Source organism: Vibrio neptunius, from assembly GCF_000967495.1.
Classification (GTDB): domain Bacteria; phylum Pseudomonadota; class Gammaproteobacteria; order Enterobacterales; family Vibrionaceae; genus Vibrio; species Vibrio neptunius.
In genome coordinates, this window is record NZ_JXXU01000035.1 from 1 (window position 1) to 16,262 (window position 16,262).

General features: G+C 46.0%; 15 protein-coding genes and 1 pseudogene. 6 read left to right on the plus strand and 10 right to left on the minus strand.

Annotation, left to right across the window (positions count from 1 at the left end; all coding sequences use genetic code 11):
- Window positions 1-642: 642 nt before the first annotated feature.
- Window positions 643-1,107 carry a cupin domain-containing protein gene (locus TW84_RS11850; protein ID WP_045975845.1) on the plus strand — a complete coding sequence of 155 codons (465 nt, stop codon included), beginning with the start codon at window positions 643-645 and terminating at the stop codon, window positions 1,105-1,107.
- A gap of 249 nt (window positions 1,108-1,356) precedes the next feature.
- Here the strand turns inward: TW84_RS11850 and TW84_RS11855 are convergent, their stop codons facing one another.
- Together TW84_RS11855 and TW84_RS11860 are read right to left on the minus strand one after the other, a co-directional pair.
- Window positions 1,357-1,647: a putative quinol monooxygenase gene (locus TW84_RS11855; protein ID WP_045975846.1), complete on the minus strand. Its 291-nt coding sequence runs from the start codon at window positions 1,645-1,647 to the stop codon at window positions 1,357-1,359.
- A gap of 29 nt (window positions 1,648-1,676) precedes the next feature.
- Window positions 1,677-2,336, minus strand: coding sequence for a nitroreductase family protein (locus TW84_RS11860; RefSeq protein WP_045975847.1), 660 nt, complete (start codon window positions 2,334-2,336; stop codon window positions 1,677-1,679).
- A 235-nt stretch (window positions 2,337-2,571) separates the two neighbouring features.
- On the opposite strand from TW84_RS11860, the gene TW84_RS11865 reads away from it, so the two are divergent.
- Window positions 2,572-3,132: an SOS response-associated peptidase gene (locus TW84_RS11865; protein WP_045975848.1), complete on the plus strand. Its 561-nt coding sequence runs from the start codon at window positions 2,572-2,574 to the stop codon at window positions 3,130-3,132.
- Window positions 3,133-3,169: 37 nt separating this feature from the next.
- On the opposite strand, the pseudogene TW84_RS25060 reads toward TW84_RS11865, so the two are convergent.
- Both TW84_RS25060 and TW84_RS11870 read right to left on the minus strand, forming a co-directional pair.
- Window positions 3,170-3,268, minus strand: a pseudogene (locus TW84_RS25060) (MurR/RpiR family transcriptional regulator); the annotation flags it as partial.
- Entirely contained in the window at window positions 3,256-3,813 is a 558-nt protein-coding gene (locus tag TW84_RS11870; RefSeq protein WP_045975849.1) for a type II secretion system protein, read from the minus strand. The gene TW84_RS11870 and the pseudogene TW84_RS25060, both read right to left, overlap by 13 nt.
- 322 nt (window positions 3,814-4,135) lie before the next feature.
- Between TW84_RS11870 and TW84_RS11875 the strand changes: the two genes are divergently transcribed.
- Window positions 4,136-4,867, plus strand: a complete 732-nt coding sequence (locus TW84_RS11875; protein WP_045975850.1) for a siderophore ferric iron reductase — start codon at window positions 4,136-4,138, stop codon at window positions 4,865-4,867.
- 63 nt (window positions 4,868-4,930) lie between these two features.
- On the opposite strand, the gene TW84_RS11880 is transcribed toward TW84_RS11875, so the two are convergent.
- The 4 genes from TW84_RS11880 to TW84_RS11895 all read right to left on the minus strand — a co-directional run bounded on the left by TW84_RS11880 (window position 4,931) and on the right by TW84_RS11895 (window position 7,045).
- Window positions 4,931-5,383 carry a copper chaperone PCu(A)C gene (locus TW84_RS11880; protein WP_045975851.1) on the minus strand — a complete coding sequence of 151 codons (453 nt, stop codon included), beginning with the start codon at window positions 5,381-5,383 and terminating at the stop codon, window positions 4,931-4,933.
- A complete protein-coding gene (locus tag TW84_RS11885) occupies window positions 5,383-5,982 on the minus strand; it encodes an SCO family protein (protein WP_045975852.1) in 600 nt (199 codons plus the stop codon). Before TW84_RS11885 ends, TW84_RS11880 begins: the two co-directional genes overlap by 1 nt.
- The gene (locus TW84_RS11890; RefSeq protein WP_045975954.1) at window positions 5,979-6,407 is read right to left on the minus strand and encodes a hypothetical protein; all 429 of its coding nucleotides are present in this window, start codon (window positions 6,405-6,407) and stop codon (window positions 5,979-5,981) included. Before TW84_RS11890 ends, TW84_RS11885 begins: the two co-directional genes overlap by 4 nt.
- Window positions 6,408-6,505: 98 nt before the next feature.
- Window positions 6,506-7,045: a GNAT family N-acetyltransferase gene (locus TW84_RS11895; protein WP_045975853.1), complete on the minus strand. Its 540-nt coding sequence runs from the start codon at window positions 7,043-7,045 to the stop codon at window positions 6,506-6,508.
- Between the two features lie 229 nt (window positions 7,046-7,274).
- Between TW84_RS11895 and TW84_RS11900 the strand changes: the two genes are divergently transcribed.
- The gene (locus tag TW84_RS11900) at window positions 7,275-8,552 is read left to right on the plus strand and encodes an HD-GYP domain-containing protein (RefSeq protein ID WP_045975854.1); all 1,278 of its coding nucleotides are present in this window, start codon (window positions 7,275-7,277) and stop codon (window positions 8,550-8,552) included.
- Between the two features lie 23 nt (window positions 8,553-8,575).
- Here the strand turns inward: TW84_RS11900 and TW84_RS11905 are convergent, their stop codons facing one another.
- Entirely contained in the window at window positions 8,576-9,229 is a 654-nt protein-coding gene (locus tag TW84_RS11905) for a DUF2057 family protein (protein ID WP_045975955.1), read from the minus strand.
- Window positions 9,230-9,732: 503 nt separating this feature from the next.
- On the opposite strand from TW84_RS11905, the gene TW84_RS11910 reads away from it, so the two are divergent.
- Both TW84_RS11910 and TW84_RS11915 read left to right on the plus strand, forming a co-directional pair.
- A complete protein-coding gene (locus tag TW84_RS11910) occupies window positions 9,733-11,130 on the plus strand; it encodes a tryptophanase (RefSeq protein ID WP_045975855.1) in 1,398 nt (465 codons plus the stop codon).
- A 410-nt stretch (window positions 11,131-11,540) separates the two neighbouring features.
- Window positions 11,541-14,069: a glycosyl hydrolase family 18 protein gene (locus TW84_RS11915; RefSeq protein ID WP_045975856.1), complete on the plus strand. Its 2,529-nt coding sequence runs from the start codon at window positions 11,541-11,543 to the stop codon at window positions 14,067-14,069.
- A 76-nt stretch (window positions 14,070-14,145) separates the two neighbouring features.
- Here TW84_RS11915 and TW84_RS11920 read toward each other — a convergent pair whose 3' ends face one another.
- Window positions 14,146-16,260, minus strand: coding sequence for a type I secretion system permease/ATPase (locus TW84_RS11920; RefSeq protein ID WP_045975857.1), 2,115 nt, complete (start codon window positions 16,258-16,260; stop codon window positions 14,146-14,148).
- Window positions 16,261-16,262 lie beyond the last annotated feature (2 nt).

A 16,262-nucleotide genomic window follows, 5' to 3' on the forward strand; every position in this document is an offset into this window, starting at 1 on the left:
TACTGGCGATTACTGGTGTGTGTCCCGTATCCGCTGCCGACATAACCCTGAGATGATTTGGTGAGTTTTACTGACGATTTACTGGTGTGTGTCCCATATCAAATCTCTGGCGTGTGGCTGATAAAGAGAACCATCTGTAAAAGAGCGGTAATACACTGATGTAAAAAGGTTTGTCTTATTCAAAACCTGTTAGGGACAGCGGCTATTAAAAGCCATGTGTGTGTAGAGGAGGGTAAGACGTCAATTTGGAACTCATTAGGGCGCAGCAAACTCAACGTTGCTATAACGACGCCGGATATATGTCGCAAGACCGTCGACCATCAATGTAAATCACCGCAAAGGGGACCTATGAATTAGCTCAAAGAAAAGATTGACATTAATTTCAATCGGACCTTGCGATCCGCGAGGTGACCATATATGTCCTGAATTTGATCATATCCGTATCAAATCTCTGATAAGATTTGAACGCATGCAATGATAGCGACTGTATTGGTTTTTCCTGCTGAGACAAGTTTTGTGTCAGTGGCCTTGAATACGGGGTTACATTGCAGTCAATAGAACCAATATAACTAAGAGTGCATTACGTAAAAGCAAAAGACGGCAAGTATTTCGACTAATAAACGTTATGTAACAGGACAGAATATGACGAAAGTGAAAGACACTACGAGTTTAAAGGGTGATACCTTTAATCCGTTTCCAGAGCCATTCAAGTCCCTTCTTGGTCATTCTGAGTGCAAGGGGCTAGGTGATTTATTCGGCTTATCTCAGTTTGGAGTTAATCTCGAAATACTTGAACCTAATGCTCAATCAGCTCTAAGGCATTGGCATACGAAATCCGACGAGTTTCTCTATGTGCTTGATGGTGAGCTTTGCTTAATAACGGACGAAGGTGAGCAAGTCATGAAACAGGGAATGTGCGTTGGTTTTCCGGCAGGCGTTGAAAATGGACATCATTTAATAAATCGTAGTGATAGCCAAGCGAAGTTCATTGTTATTGGCAGTCGAGTTGCAGATGATAAAGCGCACTACCCGGATGATGATTTCAAGTGGGTAGTTAAAAATTCAGGCGAGTGGGTGGCTTCCAAAAAGGATGGGACACCTTACTAGTTACATAACGGCATACAAAGCTACAAGGTACTTTTTCGTGTTTTGGTGCCTGTCCTAATGGTGCCTGTCCTAATTAGATTTTAATTAGATTCCTAATTAGAGTCCGTGGCGGGCTGGGTGATATTTGAATAGGAAATCTTTTGGTGTGTGTCCTGAATTTGTGCTCTGAATTTGTGAATTTGAATTGCGCATTTCTTCACTTACAAAAAAGCCGCGTAATGCGGCTTTTTGCTCCCGATAACGATACGTTTAGGCTATATGCGTCATGCGGTTGATGGTGAACGTCTCTACCGCGCCGTCAACGGCGGCGATGTAGTCGGCGATATGAGCGCTGGCGAGATGCTTGTTCAAGGTGGCTTCAGAAGACCAATTTTCATGGAAAACGAAATGCGTTGGGTTGTCGTTGTCTTGATGCAGATCGTAGTTGATGCAGCCATCTTCAGCGCGGGTTTTGTCAATCAGCTTGATCAGTTCAGCTTTCACCCATTCAATTTGGCCTTCTTTGGCAATGATATTGGCAATAATGGTTAACTTGCTCATGTGCTTACCTCTTGGTTGCTTTTGGTGCTTTACAGTGTGGTGATGACGTCTTCTAGAGGTAGACGCGCTTTTGGTAAGCCGTGGTTATAATCCTCACCGTCTTTGTGATACCCCAGTGCTAGCGCAAAGTCACATACAAAGCCGTCTAGCTCTTGTTTGAACTCTTCACCGATCAGCTCTGGATCGACCCCTTCCATTGGGGTTGAAGCAATGCCCATGCGCGCTAATGTGTGTAGCGTGTTTCCCAGTGCGATATAGGTTTGAGCTTTTGTCCAATTGCCGTTGAAACCGGTTTCATCTGTGTTGAGTTCCGCAAAGCCGAACGCGCCATTTAGCATGTCGTTGTATCGCTCTGCAGGCAGGTGGCCTGAAGTTACTTCTGCATCGACCACTTTTTTGTAGTTGTCTTTGGTAAAGCGAGGGTTGTGAGCAAACAAAATCGTATGAGACGCTTCTTTGGCATGCGGCTGGTTGAACTGGTGCATGTTGGCAAACGTGTTGTGGAAACGTTGTTTTGCTTCGTCACTCTCAAGAACGATAAACTTCCATGGTTGTGAGTTGATAGAAGAAGCAGATAAACGAATCGCTTCTTTAATGACTTCCATATCTTCAGCAGAGATGCGCTTACTTGCGTCGTATTTTTTTGCTGTGTAACGAGTGTTGAGATCTTTGATGATTGGGTGAGTCATGTTGGCTCCTAGTTGAATTTAGATAATTGCATTAGGTCTCACGAACCGTTCGGACGATGTTGAACCCTTATTTCAAGTAAACGAACAAGCTCAAAAACTCGAAGACTTCGATATGAACAATGTCGATGGGCGTAGATTAACGACATTAAAGAAGGGGAAAAATAGCGAAAACTTCCAATCATTATGGAAATAACTGTCCATAATTAAACGAAGTGCTCGAAAGAGGTGGAGCAAGATGTGCGGACGCTTGAATGTAACGGATGATCCACTGGTAAGAGTGGTTTCCCAACTGGTGGGGATCGACTTCTTTCCTCAGATAAACCTTGACTTGAAACCGACTGAAAATGTCTCTGTGGTGGCGTTTGAGGCACAGGCGTATTGCCAGAAAGATATCAAGTGGGGAACTCGGCCTGAATGGACTAAGCGATTGATTATTAACGCTCAGGCAGAAACAGTGGCCAGTAAGCCTACATTTCGTAACGGATTTATCCGCAGTCGTGTCATTGTGCCTTGTAACGGTTGGTATGAATGGTGTGAAAGTGGAGGTAAAAAGAACAAGTTCTTGTTTACTAACCCAGATGGCATGCCTTTGTATATGGCCGGAATTCTTGCGGATGATGGCAATTTGGTCATCCTGACTACAAGCCCGAACACACAATGCTCACCATACCATCATCGTATGCCATTTCTTGTCCCTGATATTGGTGTTGAGCAGTGGATAACGGCAACGCCGCAACAGGCACAAAGTTACCTTGAGTTAGCTTGGAGCGATGAACTTTTAATTACTGCCGCTTAGTGCGTCAATAACTCGCGGCCAATGGTATCGACCAATTCAAGCCTTTGCGTTTTGCATTGTGGGCCATATCCACCACAGACTGCGTTTCTCCCGACTTACTTAGCAGGGAGAGCGATCTTTGATTTAACAGTTGGTGTTTTCAACCCGTACGGTACAGACACAGCCTTCAGCTGGGCAGGTGCCTGATGACCGTCCTCCGAAGGAATCATAGATCACGTAGCATCCCTGCGGCAGAGTGGTTATGTTGCTACTGTTTAGCTCCGTGGCCGAAAAAGAGTGTTCAAAGCCAATCACTGTGTGTCGATTGCCGATCGCCGTTGTGAGATCATCGGTTGTACTGAGTGTCATAAAATCGAGCATGGTCAATGCATCTCCCGATTCCCCCTCACTTTCTGGGCATAGCGCCCCCCAATCGACTTCAACAGTTCCGATACCGAAATCCAAGATATAGTCCTGCTGATTCCCTGGGTTAGAGGTGCTTGGCGTTAGCCCTTTAACATAAGCTTTGGCACTGACCTGATTAACAACACCTTCCATCGCGTTGGCAATACCTTCTATGGTGGCGGTACGAGCCGATGTTTGAATATTGATAAATCTCGGTGCCGCTACGACGGCCACAATACCAAGGATTACTACAACACTAATCAATTCGATTAGTGTAAAACCTGCTTTTTTCTTCAAACTTCAATACGCCTATTATCTATGCACGTGTTGGCTTTAATGGAGTGATAGAGAGATTCAATAGGGGCAATTATGCATATAAAACAGATAACTACAACTAGGTTGATATTTCTAATACATAGATGTTGGTAATGTGTTTAGGTAACAAACAACTTGAATTTTGGTCGGTTGCTTGGCTGTTTTTGGTCGTTCGTCGATAAAATGACTCGGTGGTTAATCGTCAATGTGGTTATTCTATATTTAGTTAATAATAATCAATTGCATTAACCGGATGTTATCATTATCCTAACAAGCTGATTTTGTTTCTATAAATATCACTGCTATGAGCTCAGACGCCTTCTTCGACCATCTCTTTGAATACTCTCAACAGGTAACGCCTTATCTTGCTGGTGAGATTTCACCGATACCTGAAGATGCGTCCCAGCAGGATATTATCCATGTCGATCATCCTTGCAGTGACAATATCCAAGCACTGTATGAGCGCCTTAAAGCCGCTCATCCGGAAGCCGGTTCTGCCTATTGGCTGACTCGAACTTGGGATCTGCTTTGCTGGCAACCCGTCTATGTCTCTTTCATTTCGATTTATGCCTTGCACGGTTTGCCTGATCTCACTCGTATTGGTCAGAAAGTGCAGTCGGAATTTGTGACAGGTTTTCAATTCGAGTCGGCAGAGCATGTGCATGGAACCGAGGCGGAGTTGGTGGCAAAAGCAGGGGTTCAACTGCAGGCTTTATTTGCTTACTTTCGCGACGAAATGAGCCAGTGGACGCGGATTCGTCCGGGTTTTACTAACCATCTATTCGCTGATGGTGTGCTTGGCTGTCTTGTGAAGCTGAGCCAATTTGCCCCTCACATTCCGAATGATTATCTACTTGAACAAGCTTCGCTTTGGTTGGATGTGTGCGGCTTGCCAGCTAAATTGGCGAAAACTCTGGCGGTGGATGAGCAAAGTGGAGCGCTGAAACTGGTGCGTACTAGCTGCTGCTTAGTGTATAAATGCCATGGGCGCAATCTCTGCGAGGATTGTCCGCGGCATCCGGATAATAAAGCCTAGTGGCGCGTGTCTATGCGAGGTTGAAGTGAATTAAGGCCGCTCATTGAGCGGCCTTTTTATGATTTAGTGATGATGTTTATGATTCATCCCACTCATGACTTTCTTGATAGGCGCTGAGACGGTTTGCTCCTCCCCATTGGCGAAGGTCAGTTTTACATCTATGTTTTCACCTTCGACTAGCGGCTTTTTCAGATCAAACAGCATAATGTGTAGGCTGCCTGGTTTTAGCTCTACCATGCTATTGGCTGGCACGGTAATTTGTTCTACCTGACGCATTTTCATCACATCACCATCTTTGATAACGTCATGCAACTCAACTTTACCTGCCGCCTCTGTACTCGCAGAGACGATAACACGGTCTGTTGCGCTGTGGTTCATGATTTCAGTGAACACGGCGCTGGTGGCGGCGCTCGGTGGCGTCGCACGCGCGTAGGTGTGAGATAGCATGATGTCGGAAGCCGCGTGAGCAAGTGGGCTCAGCGCAATAGAGGCTAACATGAGGGCTTTTAACTTCATTAAGATTTTCCTTGTGACGTAAGTGTTTTCATCGCTTCGACCAGAGGAGCAGGTGTCAGCGTATGCGGCACTTTAGTAATTAATGTGCCATCTGGTTTTAGGAAATAAAAATAGGAGCTGTGGTCAAGGGTATACTTTAGCTCCGAGTTTTCTAATTTGGTTTTACGAAAAATAACGCCGTATTTATGTGCCAGAGGCGTGGTGATATCGAGTGGCGCCGATAAACCTTCAATCATTGAATGGAAGTATTGAGCATATTTGTACGAATCTGCTGCGGCATCACGCTCTGGATCAAGTGAAACAAATATAGGTCTGAAGTGGGATTTCACCTCGTCATCCACCTGATTAAGTGCGCCGGCTAGCATAGCCAATGAGGTTGGACAGACATCAGGGCATCGTGTAAACCCGAAGTATACGATACGCACACGAGGGTCTTGCTGATCGAAGATTTTGACGGCCTTGTCATCTTTGCCAAAAAGGACGACTTCTTTGCTGGCTGTCACGGGGGTGTCGGCCGTTGGCTTTGAATCCAAATACGCTTTAACACCAAAACCGAGCGCAAAGGCAGCGACTAATATTAAAGACCAATTTTTACTCATTGTTCCATCCTAATCGAGGTACTCACACTGTGTTGGCCATCAGTGATTTCACCAATCCAGGTCATAGCGTCCGTTGTACATACTGGCAGAATGACTTGGCCGGTAAACTGACCAGTTGAGTTCTTATTGAGTTTAAATACAGCGGTACCCATTTCCATCTCGTAGCCTTGCAAAGTCAGTAACAGGCTGTCTTGTTGAGTGGTGGGCCAATCAACGACGATTTCAGTGGGTACCAAAGGGTGACTGATGTCGCGGTCTACTTTTATACGAACATCGTTGTTTTCACAAGCTTGAGTAGTGAGTAAGCAATATTCTGACAAAGGTTTGACTTGGGAACGGTTTTTAAACCACTGATAAATGTCACCGGCAAAGAAGCCTGCACTGAGTGTTACGACAACTAAGAACAGCTTTAACAGTGAAGACACGGTGTTCTCTCTTTCCTTATAAAGCTGCAATCCTAGCATCAAGTAACGCGAAATACCTTAGCCAACCAATAAATCTGTGGTTGGAATCAATTTACTCATCAATGGGTGTTTTGGCGGTGAATACCGTAGATGGCGTGATCCAGAATTCGATCTCCAATTTTTTCCTCATTGGTGATAATCCCTTCCAGTGTCATGCCTACTCGTTCAGCCACTCGCCGGCTAGGGAGGTTATCTTGGGCGGCGGATAACTGGACCTTCTCCATTTGGTATTCATTGAATGCGATATCAATCAGTTTGTTCACAACCCGTGTCACTATGCCTTTGCCTTGCTGATGTTGCGATAGCCAGTAGCCAACCTCGACGGTTTTTGTATCGTAATCTATGGTGTTAAAGCTGCAGTTTCCGACGATATTACCTTTGTAGATGATTGCGCAGGTCATGGACTTTCCGTCTGCATATTCATGTAAAACACGTTGCACGAACAGACGAAAGTCTTGTTCGGATTGACAGAAGGGGGGCCAAGCCAACCATTGCGATAAGTACTCAGTTTGACTGGACACCAATTCGCTGTATTGAGCAGCGAATGACTCTTGAACAAGAGCGAGTTCGAGTTCAGAGTCGATAGAGATTGTGAACATAAGGGACCTAAACAAGTTGAATATGAATAGATAACGTAACAGAGTAAGACTTAGATCACCATAACCTCTTGTTGCAAAAATATTTTCTATGTAGCACGAAATTCACCCAAGACGTTATACCAATCACAATTATATAAATAGTCCTAAATAACTTGTGGTCTTTATGAAATAAAATCGTTTAGCCTTGTTGGCCTAAAATAAGAAAAATGAGTCAGTTAGGTTAATACGAATGGATGAGCTGCTTGATAACGTAAGCGTAGATTTACGTCAGGTGCTTTTTGAAATCGCTTCAGCCCTCGATGCTGTCGGGATCGATGATTTAAATCATGGTCACCGGGTGGCATACATTGCGTATCAATGTGCTAAACGGATGGGGTGGGAGGAAGAGCAGGCTCAAATCGCTTTTTCTCTAGGATTGATCCATGATTGCGGCGTATCGCAGTCTAATGAGCGTTCCTATCTATTCAAGTCGATGGCACCGGAAAACGCCAAAAAGCATTGTGTTAGAGGATATGAGCTGTTAAAGGCTTGCCCACCTTTGGCCGGACTAGCGCCGCCAGTTTTGTATCATCATACTTGGTGGGAGCAGTTGAATGGCGAAACCAAAGCGTCAAAAAACGATAAACTACTCGCCAGTCTGATATTTATTTCTGATCGAGTGGATCACCTTTATTCCCGCTTTTTCCCAGACCAATACGGTAATATCACCGAGGCCAACAAAACGTTGATCATCGGGGAGTTGACCGCCAATGCTGGGATTTTGTTTGAGCCGAATATGGTTCAGCATATGTGCGAGTTGATAGACAATGATGACTTCTGGTTTTCGATGGAATCTCGCTATATCGAGACAATGGCCAGCCGCTTTCCGCCAGTGCCTTTCTTTTCATCTCGATTGGGGTTGGAAGATACGATTGCGGTGGCGGAGTTTTTCGCGCAGATCGTGGATGCAAAAAGTACTTTCACGTTCCAACATTCTCGTCATGTTGCAGAGTTGACCTCGTTTCTGGGCAAGCAACTGGGGTATTCGGCCAAAGCCCAACGTATGTTGTATTTGGCTGGGTTAGTGCACGATATTGGAAAGCTGAAAACGCCAGTTGCTGTGCTCCATAAACCAGCGGAGTTAACAGAGGAAGAATACGCCTGTATAAAACGTCATGCGACGGATACCCGACATGCGCTGACTAATATGTTTCGATCTAGCCAAGTCATTGATTGGGCGTCTAATCACCATGAAAGACTGGATGGGTCCGGTTACCCTTTGGGGAAAACAGCCAAAGACCTTGATCAACCGAGTCGAATTGTGGCCATCGCTGATGTGTTTCAGGCGTTGACCCAATCACGTCCTTATCGGCCGGGCGTTTCACTTGCAGAAACGATGCAAATATTGCAGCAATTAGTGGATGAAGCCAAGCTGGATTCTGTCGTATTCGAGTGTTTAATAGAAAACGACATGCAATGCTATCAGATTTCCACGGGTCACCCCGCTATAGAAAAAGCCAGCGCTTAATTGCGCTGGCTCACTGCCGTCGACTATTTTTCTAGTAAGAATTGTTTAAAGCGCGCCTGCGTTGCTGCGTCGGCTTTGTTATACCAGAAGTGCAGCATCTCCTCGGCAGTCGAATCGCTTTTGATGCCTTCTTGGGTGACTTGAGCAGGTAAAGTGACGGGTTGCACTGCGGCGCCAATTGTGGCGGCGGAAACAGCAGCGACTCCTCCTCGACGGTTGTAATCTGCCAATTCAATTTTGAAGTTACGGCCAATCTGCATACCGTCTTTGACTAGCTTATCCTGCGTTACCGCCAGAGCGCTGCCACTTGCTGTAATGAGTTGCCAGTCTACTTGCTTGATCTCTTTCTCCGCTTCACGTTGATCGCGGTATTTGGGCATGTCGAACGTCAGTTCCGTATCCTTGGTGTCAAACGTAGCAATAATCGGATCGCTTTCAAGAATAATACGGTCTTTACCTTGTGTGAAGTAAGGTTGGTAGCGGAATAAAATTTGGTTTTCGCCGTCAGGCAAGGTCAGCGTTTTCTTTGACGAAAAGAAGCCACCAGACAGCTCTGGTTTTGCGTCGTTTGCAACTAATACATCTACGGTGTCAGGGACGGTAATCGTAACCTCAGCCGCCGCCATTCCGCTTATGCTTAGTGCCGCAGCGGCCAATAATGTTGTTTTGATCTTCATGACTTGATCCATTTTATTTGCCCAGCCAACACTTTGCCTAGCAAGTCCAAATATTTCAATTCGATGAATGTCAAAGTGATAAGATTTCACGGAAACTTAACTTTCAGTAGTGATTTATCCATCATTAACAGTGAGCGAAGTGCGAGCCTTATTTATGGCGAGCAAAAAACGGTCGAGCAAAGATGGAATCATTGCAAGCAATAGAGTGAGCCATTAACAAATTTTGAGTGATGCCTCTTGGTAAATTGGGGCAGTCATGGCTATATTGATTATTATGTCTATAGCCTATGAGAGGGAACACGCTATGAATTGCATTTGGATGCAAGACAGCCGTTTTGTGTTGTCGTCATGGTACAATCTAGACTTCTGCCTATCGCTGTTAAGCAAAGTATCAACCTCGTAATAATTTCCTAAGGTGCACTCGCGCCATCTATTTGTAATTTAAAACTTTAAACCCGATGCAGTTTATCTGCAGGGACAAATCTATCTATAGGAAATTAACAATGAAACGTATTCCAGAACCCTTTCGCATTAAGATGGTTGAACCGATCAAAATGACCACTTATCAAGACCGAGTCGCTGCTCTTGATGAGGCTGGCCTTAACCCCTTCTTGTTAAAAAGTGATGATGTGTATATCGACCTTCTGACCGATTCTGGCACAGGTGCGATGAGTGACAATCAGTGGGCGGGATTGATGATGGGAGACGAGTCTTATGCTGGGAGTCGTAACTATTACAATCTTTGCCAAGCCGTTGAACATTTTTTTGGTTATAAGCTAACGGTACCAGCCCATCAAGGCCGCGGTGCGGAGCAAATTCTATTTCCAGCTTTGATTGAGCGTATGCGTAGTGTTCGTGGCGGAACAGAGCCGGTTTTCATATCCAATTATCACTTTGATACCACAGCGGGGCATATTGAGTTGAATGGAGGCAAAGCGATTAACGTCGTTGACAGGCATGCTTTTGATACAACGACACCGTATGACTGGAAAGGCGACTTCGATCTCGACAAACTGAAAGCGACCATAGATCAGTACGGTGCACATAACATCTGTGCCATTATCACCACCGTTACTTGTAACAGCTCTGGAGGTCAGCCAGTCTCTATGGCAAACATGCGCGCTGTTTATGAGTTGGCAAGCAAGAATGATATCCCGGTTGTCATTGATTCAGCGCGTTATTGTGAGAATGCCTATTTTATTAAACAGCGCGAAGAAGGGTACCACGACAAGTCGATCCTCGAGATCATACGAGAGATGTATCAATACGGTGATATGTTGACGATGTCCGCTAAGAAAGATCCTATGGTCAATATTGGAGGTTTGTGTTGTATTCGTGATCACCAAGAGCTGTTCCAAGCTGTGCAAACGCGTTGTGTTCCAATGGAAGGGTTTGTGACTTACGGCGGTATGGCAGGGCGAGACATGGAAGCTTTGGCTCGTGGCCTTTATGAAGGCGCAGACGAAGATTACCTTCACTACCGGATCAGTCAGGTGCAATATCTTGGAGAGCGTCTGCGAGAAGGCGGTATTCCCATTCAGTATCCGACAGGCGGGCACGCAGTGTTTGTTGATGCGGCTAAGATTCTCCCCCACATTCCTCCAGAGGAATTTCCGGCCCATGTCTTGTGCAATGCGCTATACCTAGAATCCGGTGTCCGGGCGGTAGAAATTGGTTCGCTGCTATTGGGGCGTGATCCGGAAACAGGCCAGCAAAAAGCCTCGGAATTGGAACTGATGCGCTTGACCATTCCTCGCCGTGTGTATACCAATGATCATATGGACTACATTGCCGATACGATTATTGCTCTGAAAGAGCGTGCTCATGAACTTAAGGGCTTAGAGTTTGAGTATGAGCCACCTGTGCTACGTCATTTCACGGCGCGATTTAAGTCCAAATAATCTTCGAACAAAACTTGCCCCCTATCTACTTTAGGGGGCGTCATGCTCTAAAGTGATCCTCAATGTTTTGGCTAATTATTTCTTAAATTACTGACAAATAAGAACGTTTTAGCAAATGGTTAGATTTTATAAATTTAGGGTGAAATCCTATTTGTAATGCAACAGGCTTCGTATATACAGCTATTTTTTGATCTTGCCTCGAAAACAACCTTTATTTTTTTCATCAAAAAAAAAGTCTCTCGAATACTGAAAGTGATGTTCTCGCGACGTATCTGCAGAACAGCAAATACCGACCTTCGATAAGTCTTTCGCCTCAATATTTGGCCATCAGGCAGTTAAACGCGGCTTACGATGATAGGTATCACTTCCCAACTTTTCGGGTAAATGTACAAGGAATGAGAGAAATAGGTATGAATCGTATAACTTTGTGCGCCGCTAGTATCGCTGTGGCGTTATCCGGCACCGCGATGGCTGCACCAACAGCCCCAAGTATTGATGTTTATGGCTCAAACAATCTTCAGTTCTCGAAGATTGAACTCGCGATGGAAACCACTTCTGGTTACAACGACATGGTCAAATATTTCGATGAAGCGGATATTGCCATTAAGTTTAATCAATGGAGTGGCACAACAGGGGACACCTACAAGGTTTACTTTGATGGAGTTCAGGTGGCAACCGGGGCCATTACGGGCAGTCAGACGACAGCAAGCTTTAAGTATGCAACTGGCGGTCGTTATCAGATGACAATTGAAGCCTGTGATGCAACAGGTTGTAGCGCCAGTGCGCCTGCAGAAATCGTGGTTGCTGACACCGACGGTGCTCACCTTGCTCCTTTGAAGATGAATGTTGATCCAAACAACAAGAGTTACAATACGGACCCTAACACAGTTGTGGGCACTTACTTTGTTGAGTGGGGAATCTATGGTCGTGAATTTACGGTAGACAATATCCCTGTCGATAACCTGACCCATATTTTATATGGATTTATTCCAATTTGTGGCCCGAATGAATCACTGAAATCAGTCGGTGGTAACAGCTACAATGCACTGATGACCGCATGTAACGGGGTGCCGGATTATGAAGTGGTGATTCATGACCCATGGGCGGCTTATCAAAAGAGCTTCCCTCAAGCGGGTCATGAACACAGCTCTCCTATCAAAGGTAATTACGCCATGCTCATGGCGCTAAAGCAACGCAATCCAGATCTAAAAATTGTCCCTTCCATTGGTGGCTGGACGTTATCAGACCCATTCTTTGACTTCACTATCAAAGCAAACCGAGACACGTTTGTCGCGTCTGTTAAGCGCTTCCTGACGACGTGGAAGTTCTATGATGGTGTGGACATAGACTGGGAGTTCCCCGGCGGTGGCGGTGCGGCTCCTGATTTAGGTGATCCGGTGAACGATGGTCCTGCTTACATTGCGTTGATGCAAGAGCTTCGCGCTATGCTTGATCAGCTAGAAACAGATACAGGCAGAACGTATGAACTGACGTCTGCAATTGGTGTGGGTTACGACAAAATTGAAGATGTGAATTATGCGGAAGCGGTTCAGTACATGGATTACATCTTTGCTATGACGTATGACTTCTACGGTGGTTGGAACAATGTTCCTGGACATCAAACGGCACTGTATTGTGGCACCTTTATGCGCCCGGGTCAGTGTGATGGTTCTGGCGTAGACGACAATGGCCAACCGTATAAGGGCCCTGCCTACACTACGGATAACGGTATTCAGCTTCTACTAGCGCAAGGTGTGCCAGCGAATAAACTGGTTGTGGGTACTGCCATGTATGGTCGTGGTTGGGAAGGCGTGACACCAGATACGCTCACAGATCCTAACGACCCAATGACAGGAACAGGTACTGGTAAGCTGAAAGGTAGCCCAGCACAAGGTGTTTGGGAAGATGGTGTGATTGATTACAAAGGCGTTAAATCCTTTATGCTTGGTCCAGATAATACGGGTATTAATGGCTTCGAGTACGGTTATGATGTACAAGCTGAAGCGCCTTGGGTTTGGAATCGCTCAACGGGACAGCTGATCACATTTGATGATGATCGCTCAGTGAAAGCAAAAGGCGCTTATGTGCGTGGTTTGGGTCTGGCAGGTTTGTTCTCTTGGGAAATTGATGCCGACAATGGTGACATTCTTAACGCCATGCATGAAGGGCTGGCTGGTGGCACACCAGCGAATCGAGCCCCAGTTGCAGTGGCGGGAGCGGATGTTTCGGTAACTGGACCTGCATCGGTTGTACTCGATGGCAGCGGCTCAAGCGATTCTGATGGCAGTGTTGCAAGCTATGCTTGGGAACAAGTCTCAGGAACTAGCGTTCCACTCACGGGTGCAAACACCGCACAGGTCAGCTTTGATGTGCCAGAAGTTGCGCAAACAGAAACGCTTACTTTCAAACTGACGGTAACCGATAATGAAGGTGCAACGGGTGCCGACACTGTGGCGGTGACCGTACAAGCGAAAGACACTGGCCCTGTCAACACGCCGCCAGTGGCTGCCGTATCAGCACCAGCGACAGCGAATGCTGGAGATAGGGTAGTGGTGGACGCCTCAGGTTCTAGCGATGCTGACAATGATACCTTGACCTACAGCTGGGACGTGCCTGCAGGACTGGATGCGACGATTAATGGCGCCACAGTGACGTTCACGGCGGCTGAGTATACCCAAGATACGTCATTGCTATTTACGGTTACTGTCAGCGATACTAAAGCGACATCATCGGCTTCGGCCACGGTCGTTGTTGCCAAAAAAGATACCGGTGGCGGTACCTGTACCAACGCTTGGGATGCTGGCGCTGTATACAATGGTGGTGACCGAGTGACTCATGGTGGTAGAGTTTGGGAAGCGAAGTGGTGGACACAAGGTGATGATCCCTCTCAATCTGGTGAGTGGGGGGTCTGGAAAGATGTAGGGCCAGCAAACTGCTAGTCTAGATGACTCTTCTTATCGTAAATAAAGAAAAGCCGCTCAATATACACTGAGCGGCTTTATCGTTTCTGTCAGATTAATTAACGGCTCTGACTTTACCTTGTTTGAGGTTGTTTAGCACTTCTGCTTTAGGGCCATCAGCGATGACACAGCCTTTTTCCATCACAATGACACGATCGACCACATCTAACATGGATGTTTTGTGTGTAATTAGGATCAGCGTTTCCGATGGTTTAAGTTGCGCTAACTGTTGCTTAATGTGCATCTCAGAGCGGTTATCCATGGCGCTGGTGGGTTCATCCATCAACAACACTGGTGGGCGACCAAGGAAAGCGCGTGCAATGGTAATGGCTTGACGTTGACCACCTGAGAGCAAGAGACCACCTTCACCGACCTGACGTTCTAGACCTGCTGGATCTTGCTGAGTAAATACAGTCACGCCAGCGCGGTTTGCTGCATCCATCACATCGCGATCGTCGGTCAATGGGCGACCCAAAGTAATATTGTCACGAATAGAACCATAAAATAGCTGGCTATCTTGTGGCACGCAGCCGATATTGCGCCGGATGTCGATATGATGGAGCTGCTCGATGTCAGTATCATCAATACGTACATGGCCTTCGGTCGGTTTAAACAATCCAAGAATGAGACGTTCAAGCGTCGTTTTACCTGAACCAATGCGCCCAATGATGGCGACTTTTTCACCTGGGTTAATCGTAATGCTCAGATCTCGAATAGAGGCGATTGGCGAATCAGGATAGTGAAAGGTGACTTTATCCAATTCAATCTTACCGTGAACAATCGGACGGTGAATATAGCGCTTGCCTTCTTCCTGTTCATCTGGCATTTCCATCACTTGTTCAATAATGGTCATTGAAGACTTGGCTTGATTGTAGCGAGTAGACAGCAAAGAAAGCTGAACCATTGGGCCGATCGCCCGTCCGCTGAGCATGGTTGCCGCAATCAAACCTCCCATGGTGAGATCACCTTCGGCAATCAGATATACACCAAGGATAATCATGCCTATATTGGAAGCCTGTTGGACAAAACCTGCGGTGTTTTGGATACCATCAGTGATCCGTCGGCTCTTGATGTTCCAATTTGCCATGTGTGCAACTGCCTCTTCCCAACGAAATTGGAATTGGCTTTGTGCACCAAAAAGTTTAACGGTTTCTAGCCCAGATAAACTCTCAATTAAGTTCGCATATTTCTGTGAGGCAAGGCGAGAGCCCTCCTCAATGGTTCGACGTAGTGGCCCCTGGATCAGTGCTGAGTAGATAATAAGAATCAGCACACCCGCAATAGGCACTAGGACTAGACTACCCGCCATTAGCCAAATCAAAACAAGGAACAGTAAGGCAAAGGGCAGGTCAATCAAAGAGCCAATAGTGGCAGAGGTGAAAAACTCCCGAATGGACTCGAACTCTTGCAAGTGACGAGCGAAAGCGCCTACGGAAGGTGGTTTTGCCTCCATGCGAATACCAAGCACTTTGCTAAACAGTTTCGATGAAATCAGAATGTCCGATTTTTTACCCGCAACATCAATAAAGTAGCTGCGCATTATTTTAAGCGTGAGATCAAACAGGAAGATAACAAAAATACCACTGGCCAACACCCACAAGGTCTCAAAGGCAAGGTTTGGAACCACCTTATCGTAAACCAAGCGAGTGAACATAGGGGCGGCTATGGCAAAAAGGTTAATCAGAATCGAAGCGATCAAAACATCACGATAGATGTTTTTTGACTGCCAGATTGTACTCCAGAACCAATGTCCTTCACGCGTCTTAAGTACTTCAGGAGAGCGTTCATCGTAACGGAATTGTTTCTTAACCAGAAAGTAGCGACCAATATAGAGCTCTTCCAGTTCCTCGAGTGGGATGGCAATGGGTACTAGACCAGATTCGCCCGTAACGATTTCAGCTTCTCTTTTTTCGCTGTTGACAGTATTGAGAACACAAGCGTCACCACTTTTCAGTAGCAGCACCACAGGCAAAACCAGATCTGAAATATCTTCGAGTTTGGAACGATTTTCTTTAGCGACCAGACCTGCGCGCTCAGCCGAACGAGGGAACAAAAATGGTGTTAGCTTGCCTTCGGTTAAAGGCAAGCCATTGATCAAGGCTTCTGGCGAGTTAGCCAGACCGTAATAGCGGCTGACGTAAATCAGCGAATTTAACAAAGGATCCTGCATCG